Genomic DNA, 17407 nt, shown 5'->3' on the forward strand with positions numbered 1-17407 from the left:
GGTGCCTTTGTTGCGTCTGAACCCTTTTCCGGCCCTCGTCGTCGAGGCCGTGCGCTGAACCCCGCAGTGACACTGTCCTTTCCGCCACGGGCGTAAAGGACAGCTCCGCCCTGCCTTCCTTGATGATTGGAGAACCCATGAGCCCGACCCTGTCCAAGGTCAACGGGATCGAATTCGCCGTCGCCGACCTTTCCCTCGCCGAGGCCGGCCGCAAGCAGTTGCGCCTCGCCGAGGTCGAGATGCCCGGCTTGATGGCGCTGCGCCGCGAATACGCCGGCTCCCAGCCGCTGAAGGGCGCGCGGGTCGCGGGTTCACTGCACATGACCGTGCAGACCGCCGTGCTGATCGAGACGCTCGTCGCGCTGGGCGCCGAGGTGCGCTGGGTGTCCTGCAACATCTTTTCCACGCAGGACGAGGCGGCCGCGGCCGTCGTCGTCGGCCCGGAGGGCACCGTCGAGAAGCCGTCGGGTTCGCCGGTGTTCGCGTGGAAGGGCGAGACGCTCGCCGAGTACTGGTGGTGCACCGACCAGCTCTTCGACTTCGGTGACGGCCGCCTCCCGAACATGATCCTGGACGACGGTGGTGACGCGACGCTGTTGATCCACAAGGGCGTCGAGTTCGAGGCAGCCGGCGCCGTTCCGCAGGCGACCGAGGAGGACCCCGAGGAGTACCACCTCGTCCTGGAGACCCTGCGCGAGAGCCTCGGCCGCGACACCAGCCGGTTCACCCGCATCGCCAAGGAGGTCCGCGGGGTCACCGAGGAGACCACCAACGGCGTCAAGCGGCTCTACAAGCTCGCCAAGGAAGGCGAACTGCTCTTCCCGGCGATGAACGTGAACGACTCGGTGACGAAGTCGAAGTTCGACAACAAGTACGGCATCCGCCACTCGCTCATCGACGGTCTCAACCGCGGCACCGACGTGATGATCGCGGGCAAGGTCGCGGTCGTCTGCGGCTACGGCGACGTCGGCAAGGGCGCCGTGGAATCGCTGCGCGGCCAGGGCGCCCGCGTGGTCGTCACCGAGATCGACCCGATCTGCGCGCTGCAGGCGGCGATGGAGGGCCTCGACGTCGTGGAGCTCGACGACGTCGTCGGGCGCGGCGACATCTTCATCACCACCACCGGCAACTTCGACATCATCATGGCCGACCAGATGGCCAAGATGAAGCACAACGCGATCGTCGCGAACGTCGGGCACTTCGACAACGAGATCGACATGGCCGGCCTGGCGAAGATCCCGGGCATCCAGAAGATCGAGATCAAGCCGCAGGTGCACGAGTGGGTCTTCCCCGCCACGGCGGACCGCGAGGCGCACTCGATCATCGTGCTGTCCGAGGGCAGGCTGATGAACCTCGGGAACGCGACCGGCCACCCGAGCTTCGTGATGTCGAACTCCTTCACCAACCAGACGATCGCGCAGATCGAGCTGTTCACGAAGCAGGGCGAGTACACCACCGACGTCCACGTGCTGCCGAAGCACCTCGACGAGAAGGTGGCCCGCCTGCACCTCGACGCGCTGGGCGTCCGGCTGACCAAGCTGACCAAGCGCCAGGCCGAGTACATCGGCGTGGACGTCGAGGGTCCGTACAAGCTGGACCACTACCGGTACTGAGTTCGACAGTCTCGTGAGTGGTAAGGACGGTTCTAACCGTCCTTACCACTCACGAGGCCGGGCAGCGACTAGGCCGAATGCGTGAAAACTTCGGCCGGATGGACCTGTTTCTCGCCGATCAGGGCGGGAATTCCCTTGGTAGCCACACCCCGGCAGCACGCGGGCCGGGCGACTACGAAGGAGAAGGTGTTCCCGTGATCATTCTCGGCGTCATCCTGATTGTCGTCGGTGTCATCGCCAGCATCCCCGTCCTGTACTCGATCGGGATCGCGCTGGCGGTCATCGGCATCATCCTGGCCGTTCTCGGGAACACCGGGAAGGCCATCGGCGGTCGCGCCCACTGGTACTGAGCACCGGACCGAACCGGTGCCGAGCCCCCAGGTACCGGCGCCTGAACGGCCCGGGCACCCGGCGTCCCCTCACGCCGGGTGCCCGGGCCGTTTTCGTTCTCCGCTCGCCGGGTATCCGCATCGGACGACGAGAAGGAGGGAAAGCCGATGGCAGGGACGGACCCTCGCCCGTACTTGACGGAAGCGAAGTACCCGTGTGGACGCGACGAACTCCTGCGGGCCGCCGCGGCGGCCGGAGCGGGCGACGACGTCCTTGGCCCCTTGGGCACGCTGCCCGCCCGTGACTACGCGGACGGGGACGGTGTTTGGGAGGCCATCCGCTCCTACAACGGGGCGCCGATCCACGACACCGCGAAGGAAGCGCCGTGACATGAAGGGGTCCCCCGGCTCCGAGGGGGAGGGAGAGCCGGAGGACCCCGTCATAGTTAACACATTCCCGGCCACGATGTACACGAACGCATACACCTTCGAGTGGCAATCGGGCGCGATCGCCCGAATCGGGCCAGACTGGTGTATTGGCCGCCGGTCAAGAAGCCCGCAGCAGCAGCCGTGCCGCCATCTCCGCGCACGAGCAGCCTCCGTCGACGTCGAAACAGTCGATCGTCAGCGTGTGCCGGGAGAAGTCGAGGTCGACGCAGCCGTCTTCGCTGCATTCGGTGAAACCACCGTCGACGTGGACCACCAGGGTCCCGTGGCAGTGATCGAGCCCATCGGCGCAGAACGCGCACTCCATGGTCATGCCGCCTCCCGCGATCAGGATCGAAGATCGCTTCGGAAAAGTTCTCCTCGATTGCCTTATTACCACCGAGGGACGACAAATCCTGGCATACGCGCGGCGTGTCGTGATACCCGGCGGGTGCCACCGGGCACGACAGTTCACAAAGGAGGGTCAGGCGCTCTTCGGAGTTCGCTTGCCCGACGCGGGTTTCTTGGCCGCCGTGGCCTTCTTGGCGGCTGCGGGCTTCCGGCTCTTCTTCGCCTCGCTCACACTGGCCTGCAAGGCCTCCATGAGGTCGACGACGTCGGCCTTCGCGCCGACGACCTTCGGCTTCGTCGTCTGGTTGCCCGCGGCCTTGGCCTCGATCATGGCTTCCAGGGCCTCACGGTAGGAATCGGTGTACTTGTCCTGCTCGAACACCGGCTCCGAGAGCGAGTCGATCAGCGAACCCGCCATCGTCAGCTCCTGCGGCCGCACCTGCGGCGGATCGTCGTGCAGGAACCCGAAGTCCGGGACGCGGACCTCGTCGGGCCACAACATCGTCGTCATCGTCAGGACATCGCTGTGGACCCGCAGGATCGCGAGCGTCTCCCGCTGCCGGATGGCGACCTTCGCGACCGCCACGTGGCTCGCCTTCTGCAGCGCGTCACGCAGGACCACGTACGGTTTGACGGCGTTCTTCTGCGGCTCGAGGTAGTAGGTCTTGTCGAATTGGATCGGGTCGATGGACTCCAGCGGCACGAACTCGAGCACGTCGATCGCCCGCGACGACGCCAGCGGCAGCTCGGACATGTCCTCGTCGGTGAGCACGACCATCTCGCCGTCGGGCAGTTCGTAGCCCTTGGCGATCTCGGCGTAGGGCACTTCCTCACCGTCGATCGTGCAGAACCGCTTGTACTGGATCCGGCCGCCGTCGGCCTCGTGCACCTGGCGCAGCGAGACGTTCTTGTTCTCGGTGGCCGCGTACAGCTGGATCGGGATGCTCACCAGCCCGAAGGACACCGAGCCCTTCCACATCGAACGCATCGAGCCGCACCTCCGCTGCCGTCACCGACCGTACTCACAGACGGTGACCACGGTAGCCCGAAACGGCGCACCGCGACAGCCCCGCGAACCCGATCGCGGGACCGCCGCGGCCCTGGAATCAGACCTCGGCCAGGTATTTCTCCGCTTTCGCGGGGTCCAGGAACCAGTGCTGGAAGTCGGTCGGATCGGAGAACCCGTTCGCGAACCGCTTCGCCACGGCGGGCTTCTCCCCCGCCGCGCCGATGATCTGGAGCACGTGCGGGGGCGGCGGCTGCAGCATCGCGTTGGTCCAGGTCGTCACGTGCTGGGCGTACTCCCAGTACTTCTCGAACGACGCGGACATCCACTCCTCGTCGAACGGCTTGTCGCCGCGTTCGAGGATCGAGTCCAGATAGGACGCCGCGCAGTGGCTCGCGTTGTTGGAACCCTGGCCGGTGATCGGGTCGTTGGCCACCACGACGTCGGCCATGCCGAGCACGGCGGTCCCCGAGTCGAGCTTGCCGACCGCGTTCCGCACGACGGGCGTGTATCCGCCCGCCAGCGTCGCCTTGTCGTCGGTCAGCACGGCGTTCCGGGACCGCTCGTACTCCCACGGCAGGAACTGCTTCATCAGCGACAGGATCCGGTCGAGATGCTGCTGCGGCGACGGCCGGTCGTCCCAGCAGTCGAGCGGGCCGCCGGGGACACCCTCGAAGAACAGGATGTCGCAGTTCCCGCTCAGCGTGTACGCGGGGATCATGAACAGCTCACCCGCACCGGGGATGATGTTGAACCGCACCGCCGCCTTGTCCGGGTGCTCGGGCCTGCGCTCCAGTCCGTGCACGTAAGCCAGCGAAAGCGCGCGCTGGGGTTCGGTGTAGGGCGAACGCTCCGGCATCCGATCGAACAACTGGACCAGCTCACCCTTGCCCGCCGCGATGACGACCAGGTCGTACAGCTTCGCCAGCGGAGCGAGATCCGACGTGGTGACGCCGTGGATGACGACCTTGCCGCCCCGGTCCTCCACCAGTTCGAGCCAGGCGGCCATCTTCACCCGCTGGTCCACCGACTGCGCGTAGTGCTCCAGCGGCCCGAACCAGTCCAGCACCCGGCTGGAGTCCGGTCCCGCGATGGAAACGCCGAGCCCTTCGACCTTGACGGTCTCTTCCTCCCACAGGTTCAGCTTGTGGTCCCGCTCGTGCTGCAGAGCGGAGTGGAACATGCACTGGGTCGACATCACCTTCCCGGACCGGATCTCGTCCGGCGTCCGCGCCGACATCACCGTGACGTCGTAGTCGTGCGCGAGCAAGCTCAAGGCCAGCTGCAACCCCGACTGTCCGGCACCGACGATCAGAACCTTGCGCATCCTCGACGTTCCTCCCAGAACCGTTCAGCTGAGTGCGGCGAACTCGCGACCAGGCCCGGAGACCACCGCGAGGGACAGCGTGTGCGACACCAGTTCCTGCAGCGTCGCGACCGCCGACTTCGGGTCGCGGGCGTCGCAGGTGACCAGCGGGATGTCCGGGGACAGCGCCAGCGCGTCGCGCACCTCTTCGAGGTCGTGCACCGGCATTCCCTCGAACTGGTTGACCGCGACGATGAACGGCAGCTCGGAGTCGTTCTCGAAGTAGTTGATCGCGGCGAACGACTGGTCGATCCGGCTGGTGTCGACCAGCACGACGGCGCCGAGCGCGCCGCGCGAGAGGTCGTCCCAGAGGAACCAGAACCGGGCCTGTCCGGGCGTGCCGAACAGGTACAGGAGCAGGTCCTCACGCAGGGTGATCCGGCCGAAGTCCATCGCGACCGTGGTGGTGGATTTGGTTCCGGGCGGCACCAGCTCGTCGACGCCGGCCCCCGCCTCGGTCATCCAGGCCTCGTTGCTCAGTGGCGGGACCTCGGAGACGGAGCCGACGAAGGTCGTCTTGCCCACGCCGAATCCACCGGCGACCACGATCTTGGCGGAAATCGCCAGCAGACTGGGGTCAGACCGGGAGGCGCTTGAGTCCATCGAGGATCCTCTCGAGCACGTTCGTATCGTGGTTGTAGGCGTGGGCCGTCGGGTGCACGAAAACGGCGCCCTGGGTGGCGAGGTCGCCGATGAGCACCCGGACCACGCCCAGTGGCAGATCCAGTCCCACCGAAAGTTCGGCGATCGACGAACGATCCCGGGCGCGCTCGTACAGCGAGCGCGATTCGGGCATCAGCGCTTCGGCCAGTGACGGGTCGTAACGCGGGACCGAGATCAAGGTCTCCACCAGCAGCAGCTGGCTGCTCTTCGTCCGGCCGCCGGTCAGCGCGTACGGCCGGATTCTGCGGCTGCGCATCTTGACGGGCCGGTCCGGAGATTGGTCGCTGGACACGGTCATCCTTTCCTTCTCCGGATTGTCAGGCCTGCGGCCGTCGGGCGGTCAGGACCTGCCGGAGTCCCGCTCGCACCTCGGGGGTGAGCGCGTGACCGGCGTTGGTGATGAACTGGGTCATCTCGTAGGCGACGACCTTCATGTCGCAGTCCGGTTCGGTGAGCACCGCGAGACCCGCCTCGGCACCGATCCCCATGAACAGGAAGTATCCGCGGGTGAGCCGGATGATGATCTGCTCGCAGTTGCCCTTGCCGAACAGCGCGGCACTGTTGCCCGCGAGGCTGAGCAGACCGCTCGCGATGGCCGCGAGCTGCTCGGCGTCGTCGCTGGACACCGATTCCGACGCGGTCAAAGGGAAGCCGTCGACGGACATGATCAGCGCGTGGCTGGCACCGTGCACCTTGCGCACGAAGTCGTCGAGCAACCACGTGAAATCCGTGGTCGCGTCCTGGGCGGTCACTGGGTGTTTCCTCCGGTCTCACGCTCGTGCCGGTCGTCGAGGGCGGCACGCTCGCCGTCGGTGAAGGCATCGAGGTCGGCCAGCAGCGCCTCGTGCCCGTCCGCCGCGTCGGCGGACGGGGTGGTCGGCGGGGCCGGTTCGTCGGGCAAAGTCCTGATACTGCGGGAAACCCGGCGCGGCAGACCGCTGGCCGTGGTGCCGCCGTCGGCGGGTGGTTCGAAGGCCGTGCGCGGACGCGGGCTGGGCTTCCGTTCGGGTTCCGGTGCCGCCGAAGGGGCCGGGCGGCGCCGCGGCAGCCCGGACGGTGTCGCGACCGGGTTCCCCACGGGCGCGCCGTTGGTGATCCTGGCCTGCGGCAGCACGACCGTCTGCGAGCCGGACCACTGCTTTTCGACCAGTTCCGAGACCACTGGGACCGGCAGCAGCACGGTGGCGACCGTGCCGTGCGGGGTGCGGCGGTCGAGCTTCACGGTGATCTCGTGCCGGTCGGCGAGCCTGCCGACGACCGCGAGACCCATATGCCGCACGGAATCGTCGTCGAGCACCGGACCCGCCGCCAGCCGCTCGTTCAACGTGGCGAGGCGTTCGGGCGGCATGCCGATGCCCTCATCCTCGATGCGGATCAGCACGCTTCCCTGTTCGGTCAGATGCGCGCTGACGCTGACCGGCGAACTCGGCGAAGACTGGTTCGCCGCGTTGTCGAACAGCTCCGCGAGGATCCGGCTGACGTCTTCGGCGGCGAAACCGACGACACCGAGCGAAACGACGCGGCCGATCGTGATCCGCGAGTAGTGGTCGATCGACGACATCGCGGCCCGCATCACGTCGAGCACGGACGAGATCCCTGTGGTCGTGTCGTCGGCGTCACGGCCGGCGAGGACACGCAGGTTCTCGGCGTTGCGCCGCAACCGGGTCGCCAGGTGGTCGAGGCGGTAGAGCTCGGCGAGGCGGTCGGAGTTCTCCTCCCCCGCCTCCATCGTCTCCAGCTGCGCGAGCAACTGATCGAGCAGGTTGAGGTCGCGCAGCGCGACATTGGAGCAGACCCCGGCGAGCGCGCCGGCGTCCGGCGCCTCCACCGCCGGGCGCTGTTCCACCGGTTGTTCGACCGGCGGAACCGATGGAGCGTGCCGGGGCGGTGCGGCGAGGAACTGCGCCGCGGCGACCCTGGAACGGTCCAGAAGAACCCGTGAGCGGTCAAGCAAGCCTCGAGCCCGCGTCACCATGTGCTTCCACTTCTTTCTCTTCGCATACCCGGACCCGTGTCGCACTCCCCAGCACAACGACGGCCATGCAAGCAGAAGTCACTATCCGTGTCCACAGTCGGTTTCCGTCTAACCGCTGGCAGTGACGGGGTCACGAACGCATTACGGCTGGTGAGCGGTGCACATTAGGCCATTCGGCTCATCTTGGGTGTCCTGCGCCACGGGGGATGTCCGAAAAGTGCGTAGTGCGCATAAATTTGCGTGCCACGCAACTTTTCTCTAGGCTGACGGCATGACCCCGGACCCGGCCGCGCCCTTGGGGCTGCGCGAACGCAAGAAGCGAGCGGCCCGTCGCGCGATGAGCGAGGCTGCGCTCAAGCTCGCCATGGAGAAAGGCGTCGAACAGGTCCGCGTAGAGGACATCGCCACCGCTGTCGGGGTCTCGCCACGCACGTTCAACAACTACTTCTCCAGCAAGGAAGAGGCGATCTGCTCGTTCATCGTCGAACGACAGGAACTCCTGCGGGAGGCGCTGCGCGAGCGGCCTTCGGGAGAGGCGCTGTGGGAGGCTGTCGGAACCGCGACGCTGGAAGCCTACGGCAGCCTGGGAGAACCGAATCGCGGCTCGGTCGAGCTGGCGCGGTCACTGCTCTTGCACCCGTCCGTGCAGGGCGAGTTCCTCAAGGCGCACGCCAAGGTCGAACAGGTACTGGCGGACGCCATCCTGGAGCGTGCGGGCGCGGGCGCGGAAAACGCGTTGAACGCGCGGCTCATGGCGGCGATCGTGGAGTCCGCGGTGAAGACCGCGTTCTTCAGCTGGCTGATCGACGAGGGCTCCAGGCCGTTCCTGGAGACGCTCGACGTCCTCCTGTACGAGGCCGCGGCGGGCATCCCCTCGCTCACCGGCGCGAACCCGAAGAAGCAGTGACACCCTACCCACCACTGGGGGAGAAACCGTTGTGCTGACGAAGTTGTTGCGCATTCACCTGCGCCCGTACCGGCGAGACCTGTGGCTGATCGTGCTGCTGCAGTTCGTCCAGACCCTCGCCGGGCTCTACCTCCCCACGCTGAACGCCGACATCATCGACGGCGGCGTGGTCAAGGGCGACATCGACTACATCCTCGGTGTCGGCGGCGTCATGCTGCTGGTGTCGCTGGTGCAGATCGCCTGCTCGATCGGCGCCGTCTACTACGGCGCCCGGACCGCGATGGCGGTCGGCCGGGACGTCCGCGGCGCGATCTTCCACCGGGTCCAGGACTTCTCCGCCCGCGAAGTCGGCCAATTCGGGACGCCGTCGCTGATCACCCGCACCACCAACGACGTCCAGCAGGTGCAGATGCTGACGTTGATGGCCTTCACCCTGATGGTCTCCGCGCCGATCATGTGCTTCGGCGGCATCATCATGGCGCTGAACCAGGACGTCACCCTCTCGTGGCTGCTCGTGCTCGCGGTGCCGATCCTGGGTATCTCGGTCGGGGTCATCATCGCGAAGATGCGTCCGGCGTTCCGGCTGATGCAGGAGCGCATCGACAAGATCAACCAGATCCTGCGCGAGCAGATCATGGGGATCCGCGTGATTCGGGCGTTCGTCAAGGACACGCACGAACGGCGGCGGTTCACCAGGGCCGACACCGAACTGCTGGACGTCTCGCTCGTCGTCGGCAGGCTGATGGCCCTGATGTTCCCCATCGTCATGCTCGTGATGAACGCCTCCAGCGTCGCCGTGCTGTGGTTCGGCGGGCTGCGCATCGACGACGGCAGCATGCAGATCGGCGCGCTCACCGCGTTCCTGTCCTACCTGATGCAGATCCTGATGGCGGTCATGATGGCCACCTTCATGTTCATGATGGTGCCCCGCGCCGAGGTCAGCGCCGAGCGCATCACCGAGGTGCTCGACACGCACACCAGCGTCGTCCTCCCCGCGAACCCGGTCAGCCCCGGCGAGGTACACGGACGGCTCGAACTGTCCGATGTGGAATTCCGTTACCCCGGCGCGGAGAAGCCGGTGCTGCAGGAGATCTCGCTGCTGGCCCTGCCCGGCGAGACCACCGCGATCATCGGCAGCACGGGCAGCGGCAAGACCACGCTGCTCAACCTGATCCCCCGGCTGATGGACGCCACCGAGGGCTCGGTGCGGGTCGACGGCGTCGACGTCCGCGAACTGGATCAGACCGTGCTGTCCGACGCCGTCGGGCTGGTGCCGCAGAAGCCGTACCTGTTCGCCGGGACGGTCGCGAGCAATCTTCGCTACGGCAAGGCCGACGCCACCGACGAAGAGCTCTGGCACGCGCTGGAAGTGGCTCAGGGCAAGGACTTCGTCGAGCGGATGCCGGAGGGGCTGAACTCCCCCATCGCCCAGGGTGGGACCAACGTCTCGGGCGGGCAACGCCAGCGGCTCGCGATCGCGCGGATGCTGGTGCGGCGTCCCGAGATCTACCTCTTCGACGACTCCTTCTCCGCGCTCGACTACGCGACCGACGCCGCGCTGCGGCGGGCGCTCGCGGCGGAGACCGCCGAGGCGACCGTGGTCATCGTCGCGCAGCGGGTCAGCACGATCCGCAACGCCGACCGCATCGTCGTGCTCGACGAAGGCCGCGTCGTCGGCAGCGGAACCCATACCGAACTCATGGACACGAACGAGACCTATCGGGAGATCGTGCTGTCCCAGCTGACCGAGCGGGAGGCCGCCTGATGAGCGCGCCCGAGTCCACTTCGGACACCAAGAACACCCCGGCCGAGCCGGTGGGCGAGCGCGCGAGCGCGGCACGGGGACCCGGCCCCGGAGGAGGCGGTTTCGGGCGCGGCCCCGCCGGCTTCATGGGCGGGCAGTCCGCCGAAAAAGCCCTGGACTTCAAGGGATCCCTGAAACGGCTGCTGCGCCTGCTGCAGCCGCAGCGCGCCGTGCTGTACGGCATCCTGCTCTTCGGCATCGCCAGTGTCACGCTGAGCGTCATCGGCCCGAAGATCCTCGGGATGGCCACGGACCTCATCTTCGCGGGCGTCGTCGCGAAGGACATGCCCGCGGGCGTGAGCAAGGAAGAGGTCATCGCCGGGCTGCGGGCCGCGGGCGACAACACCGTCGCCGACCTGTACTCGGGGATCGATTTCGTCCCCGGCCGGCGCATCGACCTCGACGCCGTCGGCCAGGTCCTGCTGTGGGTCCTGCTGCTCTACATCGTGGCGTCGTTCTTCTCGCTGCTGCAGGCAAGGCTGACCACGAACCTGGTCCAGCGGGCGGTGTTCGACCTGCGTGAGCGGATCGAGGAGAAGTTCGCCAAGCTCCCGTTGAGCTACTTCGACCGCCAGCCGCGCGGCGAGGTGCTGAGCCGGGCGACCAACGACATCGACAATCTCGCGCTGTCCCTGCAGCAGACCCTCGCGCAGATCGTGTCGTCGCTCCTGATGGTCGTCGGCGTGCTCGTGATGATGTTCGTCATCTCGCCCCTGCTGGCGCTCGTCGCGCTGCTTTCGGTTCCGGCGTCGGTGCTCGTCGCGGCCAAGATCGGCAAGAAGGCGCAGCCGCAGTTCATCAAGCAGTGGTCCACCACCGGACGGCTCAACGCGCATATCGAGGAGATGTACACCGGGCACTCGCTGGTCAAGGTGTTCGGCCGCCGCGAGGAGGCCGAAGAGGTCTTCCGTGAGCACAACGACACGCTCTACGGAGCGAGCTTCAAGGCGCAGTTCATCTCGGGCACCATCCAGCCCGCGATGATGTTCATCGGGAACCTGAGCTACGTGCTGGTCGCCGTGATCGGCGCGCTGCGGGTGGCGTCCGGGACGCTGTCGCTCGGCGACGTCCAGGCGTTCATCCAGTACTCGCGGCAGTTCAGCCAGCCGGTCACGCAGATCGCCAGCATGGCGAACCTGCTGCAGTCCGGGATCGCGTCCGCGGAGCGGGTCTTCGCACTGCTCGACGCGGACGAGCAGGAACCCGAGCCCACCGAACCCGCGCGCGTGGAGAACGTGCGGGGCCAGGTCGAGTTCGAGCATGTGTCGTTCCGGTACACCGAGGACACGCCGCTCATCGAGGACCTGTCGCTCACCGTCGAACCGGGGCACACCGTCGCCATCGTCGGCCCGACCGGCGCCGGGAAGACCACGCTGGTCAACCTGCTCATGCGGTTCTACGAACTCGACGGCGGCAGGATCACCCTCGACGGCGTCGACATCGCCAGGATGGACCGCGAGGACCTGCGGGCCAAGACCGGCATGGTGCTGCAGGACGCGTGGCTGTTCGGCGGCACCATCGCGGAGAACATCGCCTACGGTTCGGCGGGCGCCACGCACGACGAGATCGTCGCGGCCGCCAAGGCGACCCACGTCGACCGGTTCGTCCGCACTCTCCCCGACGGGTACGACACGGTGATCGACGACGAGGGCGGCACGGTCAGCACCGGCGAGAAACAGCTGATCACCGTCGCGCGGGCGTTCCTGGCGAAGCCCGCGATACTCATCCTCGACGAGGCCACCAGCTCCGTCGACACGCGGACCGAGGTGCTGATCCAGCGGGCGATGAATTCGCTGCGCGAAGGACGGACCAGTTTCGTCATCGCGCACCGGCTCTCCACCATCCGCGACGCGGACGTCATCCTGGTGATGGAGAACGGATCGATCGTGGAACAGGGCGACCACGAAACACTGCTGCTCACCGGTGGTGCGTACTCCCGGCTCTATGCCGCCCAGTTCGCGGAGGCGCTGGCCGAAACCGACTGAACCGCATCGCGCGAAGGCCTCTTTTCCTGCTGTTACCGTGGGAAAAGGGGCCTTCGACGTACGGAAGGGGCGTGAACGGCGCTAGGCTTTGCGTGACCGGATCCGGAGAGGGGTGCGCTGGCCGACCATGGCGGAGAAACTCGGCGAATACCGCCGTAAGCGCAGACCAGGGCGGACTCCCGAGCCCCTTCCGGATCGCGACGGGAAGACCGGTTCCGACGATCTGTTCGTCATCCAGGAGCACCACGCGAGCAGCCTGCACTGGGACATCCGCCTCGAACGGGACGGAGTACTCGTCTCCTGGGCGGTGCCGAAGGGCCTGCCGATGTCGCCGGATCTCGAACGGCTCGCCGTGCACACCGAAGACCACCCGATGGAATACCTCACCTTCGAAGGCGAGATACCCGCGGGCGAATACGGCGGCGGCACCATGACGATCTGGGACACCGGCCGGTACGAAACGCTGCACTTCAACGACCACAAGGTCGAAGTCGTCTTCCACGGCGAGCGAGCACGCGGGAAATACCTGTTCCTCAACGTGAAGAAGGACGGCAGGGACAACGGCTGGCTGCTCAAGAGGCTCGATCCGGCCGATCCCGGCCGCGCGGGACTCCCCTCGTTCCTCGCCCCGATGCTGGCCAAACCGGGGCGGCTTCCTTCGACGAGCGAAGACGCGGACTGGGCCTACGAATTCGACTGGTCCGGGCGCCGCGCCTTGATCCGGGTGTCCGGGGGACGGATCACCGCCTACGACGATTCGGGGGACGACGTCACCGGGCTGTATCCCGAATTCCGCGGCCTCGGGGAGCAACTCGGCGCCACGGAAGCCTTTCTGGACGGGGAGATCGTGGTCTTCGACGGCGGGAAGCCGAGTCCGGACGGGCTCGGGCATCGCGCGCGGGCGACGAAGAATTCCGCGAAACGGCTCACCTCCCGGTATCCGGCGTTCTACCTGGTGAACGACCTCCTGCATCTCGACGGCCGCTCGTGCCTAGGCTCGTCCTATGTGGAACGACGAGAACTCCTCGACGAACTCGGGCTCGGCGGACCGCATTGGCAGGTCCCGCGGTACTACCTCGGGGATGGCGGCGCGGTCACGCGGGCGGCCCGCGAACACGGGCTCGCCGGCGTCGTCGCCAAACGGGCCGGCTCCGCGTACCACCCGGGACGGCGCACCGGAGAATGGCTTTCCATCACCGGAACCCTGGTGCAGCAAGTGGTTCTGGGCGGCTGGCGGCCGGGCGGCGGCAGCCGGGCGGACACGTTCAGCTCGCTGCTGCTCGGCGTCCCGCACGGGGATGGCCTGCGGTACATCGGTAACGTCGGCGTCGGCTTCGCGGGCGACGAACTGGCGGAGCTCTCCCGGCGGTTGTTCCGCTTGGAGCGCAAGACATCCCCGTTCCACTCCGTCCCGGACAAGCAGGCGCGGGACGCGCGCTGGTCACGGCCGACCATCGTCGGCGAGGTCGTCTTCGGCGGCTGGACCGACGCGGGCTGCCTGCGCAACCCACGCTGGCGCGGTCTGCTGCCGGACGTCACCGCCGACGAGGTCGAGCTCGGCGGGGTCTAACGCCCAGGACACGGCCTAGAGCCGCAAATCCTCCACATCACGTCGAACGTCGAGGTCGGCTCCGACTCCGCTGACGTCCAGGATCCGTGACACCAACGGGGTCTTCACGATCACCGAGAACCGGGGCGCCACGGCGTTGGCCTCCTCGAGCACGTGCAAACCCGCGCAACTGAGGAAACCGACCCTGGAGAGGTCCAGGATCACCTGCTTACCCGTGACACACGCACCGGTGAGCTCAGTGCGGAACCGTCCGACCGTGGCCGCGTCGATCTCGCCCACCGCGGTAAGGACGAGGACGCCGTCCTTGCGGCGGCTGGTGGTCACGGCCAGGGGCGGGGCTTCGCCGGGTACGCGCTGGCCAGGCAACATTGGGAGCGCCTCTCTCCAGACCACCAAGTCCCCTCGACGGTACTCGGCGAGGGCGAGAGGTCAACCCGGGCTACCTCATTTGAGCCATTTCGGGCGAGAACCTTTACCCATGTCTTGCCATTGCCCGGCGAAGCGCCGGTGCGCGGACTCGGCGGCGGCGATGGAACGTCCGTGCAGGACCCCATAGGTGAAAGCGTTTTCGTTCTCGGCGTACGCGCGCAGGCCCAGGAGCCGCAAGACCTCCCTGGTGACCACGATGTCGTGATGCGTGCCGAGCGTGGACTGCACCGCCTTGACGTTCTTTCGCCATTTTCGAAGCTTCTTGCCGGTCACCGGCCTGACCGTGTCCGCCGCGTACCGGGCTCGCTTGGCCTTCTTGCGCACCTCGTGCAGTGCGGCGTCCTGTTCCGCACCGAGCTCCAGTTCGCTCGCCGCGGCGACGGCCTTGCCCAGCTTCCGGCTCGAACGAGCAACCGCCTTGCGTAGTTCCTTCTTATCGTCCTTGATCTTCCGCGGTTTGCGGACGAGCTTTTCCAATGCCCGCATCAGATCCGTGTACCGCTTGCTGTCGAGCGCCCGGATCGCCCGCGCCTTGGCCTCTTCCGCTTCGCGCGCGAAGTGCCGCGTCATCAGCTGCTCGACATTGCCCAGCACCAGCTCGACCGGCAACGCCCTGACCTCGTCGTGCAGGCGCGCGGACATCACCTCCGTGTCCCTCGCCGGGCCGAGTTCGCCTCCGAGCCAGCGAAGCTCGGCGGCGAGCCCGTCCGCGACGTCCGGATCGAGGGAGCGCCGGAAGGTCCGCAGCGCGCTGCGCAACCGCCTGCTCGCGACCCGCATCTGATGCACCGCGTCCTCGGCGTCCCGGCGGACGCCGATGTCGTTGCGTCGCAACGCGTCCAGCTCCGCGGCGAGATAGTCCGCCAGCACCGAACCCGACGCTCCCCCGGCCGAGGGCACGAGGTCGTCGGTCAAGCGGCGGAGCTTCGACGGCCACCTCGACCGCTCCGCGCCCGCTTCCAGGACAGCCTGGTCCAGGCTGTCGAGCACTTCGGGATCGGCACCGGGCGAGAGCTCGATCTCGATCTCCCGCCAGCGGTCCAGGTGCGCCTTCTCCCCGCCAGCTTCGCCGGTGACGACGTCGTCGGTCAGCGTCGCGAGCTCGCGGCCTTCGGCGTCGAGCAAGGCGTACGAGGTGCGCTCGGTGCGAAGATGCGCGGCCTGGACGAGCTTCGCGCCGAGGGTGTGCGCCCTGACGAGCTTCGCCAGCGCGCCCGGCACCTTGTCCGGCTTGCCCGCCAGCGGGAGGCGGAGCTCCTCTCGCCGGTCTTCGCCGACCGGGAGTTTGAGGTGCCAGCCCTCGTCACTTCCGCCCAGCCTCCGCCGCAGCGTGATACCTGCCTGCGCGAGCCGGAAGTCGGAGGTGTCGAAGTACGTGGCGTCGAGGACGTCGACCCTCGGCTCGGCCTGGTTTGCCACGGGACCGACCGGGACCAGCGGCGGGATGGGCCTGTCGGCCGCCAGGTCGTACTTCCGCTCGATCTCCGTCTCGGCGACCGGGGCACCACCCTGCGTCTTCGTCACCACGAACTCCTTCTCCTCGGCTACCAGGAAGGATTACCCCAGTAGGTGACCGCGGGAAACCCCGGACGGCTCACTCGTCCATCCGGTCGTACCGGTCCGCCCATTCGGCGAGCATCTGGCGTGATCTCTCCTCGGTCAGGGTATCGCTTTCGAGCCTCGCGACAAGGGAATAATAGGCCTCGACCGCCACCCGATCGTCGATGAACACCCCGGCCGCATAGGAATCCGTGTACACCACCGCCGGATGTTCCGTGAATTCCATGATGGTGAACGAATTCTCGAGCACCATGCCCACTCCGTCGCTTTCCGGGACGATACGAATGGAGCAATACGGCAGGTTCGCCGACAGGACGAGGTGGAGCAGTTGCTCGTGCATGATCCGGGGGCAGCCGACGACCGAACGCAGCGCGCGCTCGTGGACGTAGAACCGGCACCTCGGCGGACGATCGCGCCGCAGCAGCCGCTGCCGCTCCATCCTGGCGTTCACGACCTGGTCCAGCTGAGCCTGGTCGCGGTTGCCGATCAGCTCGAAGGCGGTGCGGGCGTACGGTTCGGTCTGGAGCAGCCCGGGGAGGGTCAACGACTCGTAGCGCACCAGGCTGTGCGCGAGATTCTCTTGGATAGCAAGGGATTTCATCGGATCGACGAGTTCGTCGAAATACGGCCGAACCCAGTAGAGGTCACCGCCGGGCTGGGTCAGTTCCAGCAGCAGGTCACGTTCGGGCTCCGCCTCGCCGCAGGTCGCGAGATACAGCGCCGCGTCCACGATGGACAGCTCACGCAGCCCTTGTTCCCACCTCGTGACCTTGCTCTGCAACCAGCCGTTACGGCGGCTGACGTCGGCTCCGCTGAAGTGCCTGCGCTGCCGGAACGCCTTCATGCGGTGGCCCAGTTCCCGGGTCCGCGCCGTCGAATCCTTCTCAACCATGCGGGCCAAAATAGGGCCGAACTCCGGCCGCGCGGTGATAGCCACGCGGTGATTCACCTCAACTGCTGATAACTTGCGCTCGCGCATTTCTGCGAAGGGCCACTTCGCAAGCGAAGCACCTTCGCGAGCGAAGCGTTCTTTAACTTTATAGCGAACGAAAGGAATGCGGGCGAGTTATCCGGAAGTGGATTTCTTGCGGCACGGCAGACCGCCGCTTGTCGCCCTGGCGCCTCCCGCGGGCGGGCAGCCGGGAGCGAGGCGGCACGGTGCGGGTCGGGTGGGTCGTGAGTGTTTCGGGTCGTTAGAACCCGATGTCACGTAGCTTAGGTTGATCTTGGGTGAGGTTGACAGATGGGGTGAGGGCTCCCTTCGCTGCGTCTGAAGGGACGAACGGGCGCCTTCGGCCTGGTCGTGGGTCGAGGGGGTCGTGGGGGGGGGTTTTGGTTTTCCCCCCCAACACCCCCCCCCCCCCCCCCCCACCCCCCACCCCCCCCCCCCCCCCCCACCCCCCCCCCACCCCCCCCCCTGCCC

At 67.2% G+C, this 17407-nt stretch carries 17 protein-coding genes; 7 read left to right on the forward strand and 10 right to left on the reverse strand.

Annotated features, from left to right (window positions below):
- Positions 1–137: 137 nt before the first annotated feature.
- From ahcY to AC069I_RS17770, 3 genes are all read left to right on the forward strand, one after another.
- Complete coding sequence (gene ahcY / locus AC069I_RS17760) at positions 138–1613, forward strand: adenosylhomocysteinase (protein WP_478225972.1); 1476 nt, start codon at positions 138–140, stop codon at positions 1611–1613.
- Between the two features lie 77 nt (positions 1614–1690).
- Positions 1691–1963, forward strand: a complete 273-nt coding sequence (locus tag AC069I_RS17765; RefSeq protein WP_478225971.1) for a hypothetical protein — start codon at positions 1691–1693, stop codon at positions 1961–1963.
- Positions 1964–2110: 147 nt separating this feature from the next.
- On the forward strand, positions 2111–2332 hold the full coding sequence (locus AC069I_RS17770) for a DUF2795 domain-containing protein (RefSeq protein WP_125683198.1): 222 nt from the start codon (positions 2111–2113) through the stop codon (positions 2330–2332).
- Between the two features lie 157 nt (positions 2333–2489).
- On the opposite strand, the gene AC069I_RS17775 is transcribed toward AC069I_RS17770, so the two are convergent.
- The 7 genes from AC069I_RS17775 to AC069I_RS17805 form a co-directional block, all read right to left on the reverse strand.
- On the reverse strand, positions 2490–2702 hold the full coding sequence (locus AC069I_RS17775; RefSeq protein WP_478225970.1) for a hypothetical protein: 213 nt from the start codon (positions 2700–2702) through the stop codon (positions 2490–2492).
- Positions 2703–2852: 150 nt separating this feature from the next.
- Positions 2853–3707: a non-homologous end joining protein Ku gene (ku, locus tag AC069I_RS17780; RefSeq protein ID WP_478225969.1), complete on the reverse strand. Its 855-nt coding sequence runs from the start codon at positions 3705–3707 to the stop codon at positions 2853–2855.
- Positions 3708–3825: 118 nt separating this feature from the next.
- Entirely contained in the window at positions 3826–5052 is a 1227-nt protein-coding gene (locus AC069I_RS17785; protein WP_478225968.1) for a styrene monooxygenase/indole monooxygenase family protein, read from the reverse strand.
- Between the two features lie 24 nt (positions 5053–5076).
- Positions 5077–5694 carry a GTP-binding protein gene (locus AC069I_RS17790; protein ID WP_478225967.1) on the reverse strand — a complete coding sequence of 206 codons (618 nt, stop codon included), beginning with the start codon at positions 5692–5694 and terminating at the stop codon, positions 5077–5079.
- Entirely contained in the window at positions 5669–6052 is a 384-nt protein-coding gene (locus AC069I_RS17795) for a DUF742 domain-containing protein (protein ID WP_034307728.1), read from the reverse strand. Before AC069I_RS17795 ends, AC069I_RS17790 begins: the two co-directional genes overlap by 26 nt.
- Before the next feature lie 19 nt (positions 6053–6071).
- The gene (locus tag AC069I_RS17800; protein WP_005159022.1) at positions 6072–6506 is read right to left on the reverse strand and encodes a roadblock/LC7 domain-containing protein; all 435 of its coding nucleotides are present in this window, start codon (positions 6504–6506) and stop codon (positions 6072–6074) included.
- Complete coding sequence (locus tag AC069I_RS17805) at positions 6503–7729, reverse strand: sensor histidine kinase (RefSeq protein WP_478225966.1); 1227 nt, start codon at positions 7727–7729, stop codon at positions 6503–6505. The genes AC069I_RS17800 and AC069I_RS17805 overlap by 4 nt, the downstream gene beginning before the upstream one ends.
- Before the next feature lie 271 nt (positions 7730–8000).
- On the opposite strand from AC069I_RS17805, the gene AC069I_RS17810 reads away from it, so the two are divergent.
- From AC069I_RS17810 to AC069I_RS17825, 4 genes are all read left to right on the forward strand, one after another.
- Positions 8001–8636 (forward strand): TetR/AcrR family transcriptional regulator, encoded by a 636-nt coding sequence (locus AC069I_RS17810; RefSeq protein ID WP_478225965.1) that lies wholly within the window; start codon positions 8001–8003, stop codon positions 8634–8636.
- Positions 8637–8667: 31 nt separating this feature from the next.
- Positions 8668–10401 carry an ABC transporter ATP-binding protein gene (locus AC069I_RS17815; RefSeq protein ID WP_478225964.1) on the forward strand — a complete coding sequence of 578 codons (1734 nt, stop codon included), beginning with the start codon at positions 8668–8670 and terminating at the stop codon, positions 10399–10401.
- Positions 10401–12425 (forward strand): ABC transporter ATP-binding protein, encoded by a 2025-nt coding sequence (locus AC069I_RS17820; RefSeq protein ID WP_478225963.1) that lies wholly within the window; start codon positions 10401–10403, stop codon positions 12423–12425. Before AC069I_RS17815 ends, AC069I_RS17820 begins: the two co-directional genes overlap by 1 nt.
- Positions 12426–12552: 127 nt before the next feature.
- On the forward strand, positions 12553–13995 hold the full coding sequence (locus tag AC069I_RS17825; protein WP_478265866.1) for a DNA polymerase ligase N-terminal domain-containing protein: 1443 nt from the start codon (positions 12553–12555) through the stop codon (positions 13993–13995).
- Positions 13996–14010: 15 nt separating this feature from the next.
- Here AC069I_RS17825 and AC069I_RS17830 read toward each other — a convergent pair whose 3' ends face one another.
- The 3 genes from AC069I_RS17830 to AC069I_RS17840 form a co-directional block, all read right to left on the reverse strand.
- Positions 14011–14364 carry an STAS domain-containing protein gene (locus AC069I_RS17830; RefSeq protein WP_478233394.1) on the reverse strand — a complete coding sequence of 118 codons (354 nt, stop codon included), beginning with the start codon at positions 14362–14364 and terminating at the stop codon, positions 14011–14013.
- 75 nt (positions 14365–14439) lie between these two features.
- Positions 14440–15948: a CYTH and CHAD domain-containing protein gene (locus tag AC069I_RS17835; RefSeq protein ID WP_478225960.1), complete on the reverse strand. Its 1509-nt coding sequence runs from the start codon at positions 15946–15948 to the stop codon at positions 14440–14442.
- Between the two features lie 70 nt (positions 15949–16018).
- Positions 16019–16876, reverse strand: a complete 858-nt coding sequence (locus tag AC069I_RS17840; protein ID WP_478225959.1) for a helix-turn-helix domain-containing protein — start codon at positions 16874–16876, stop codon at positions 16019–16021.
- Positions 16877–17407: the final 531 nt, after the last annotated feature.

Source organism: Amycolatopsis sp. NPDC043885 (assembly GCF_056435685.1).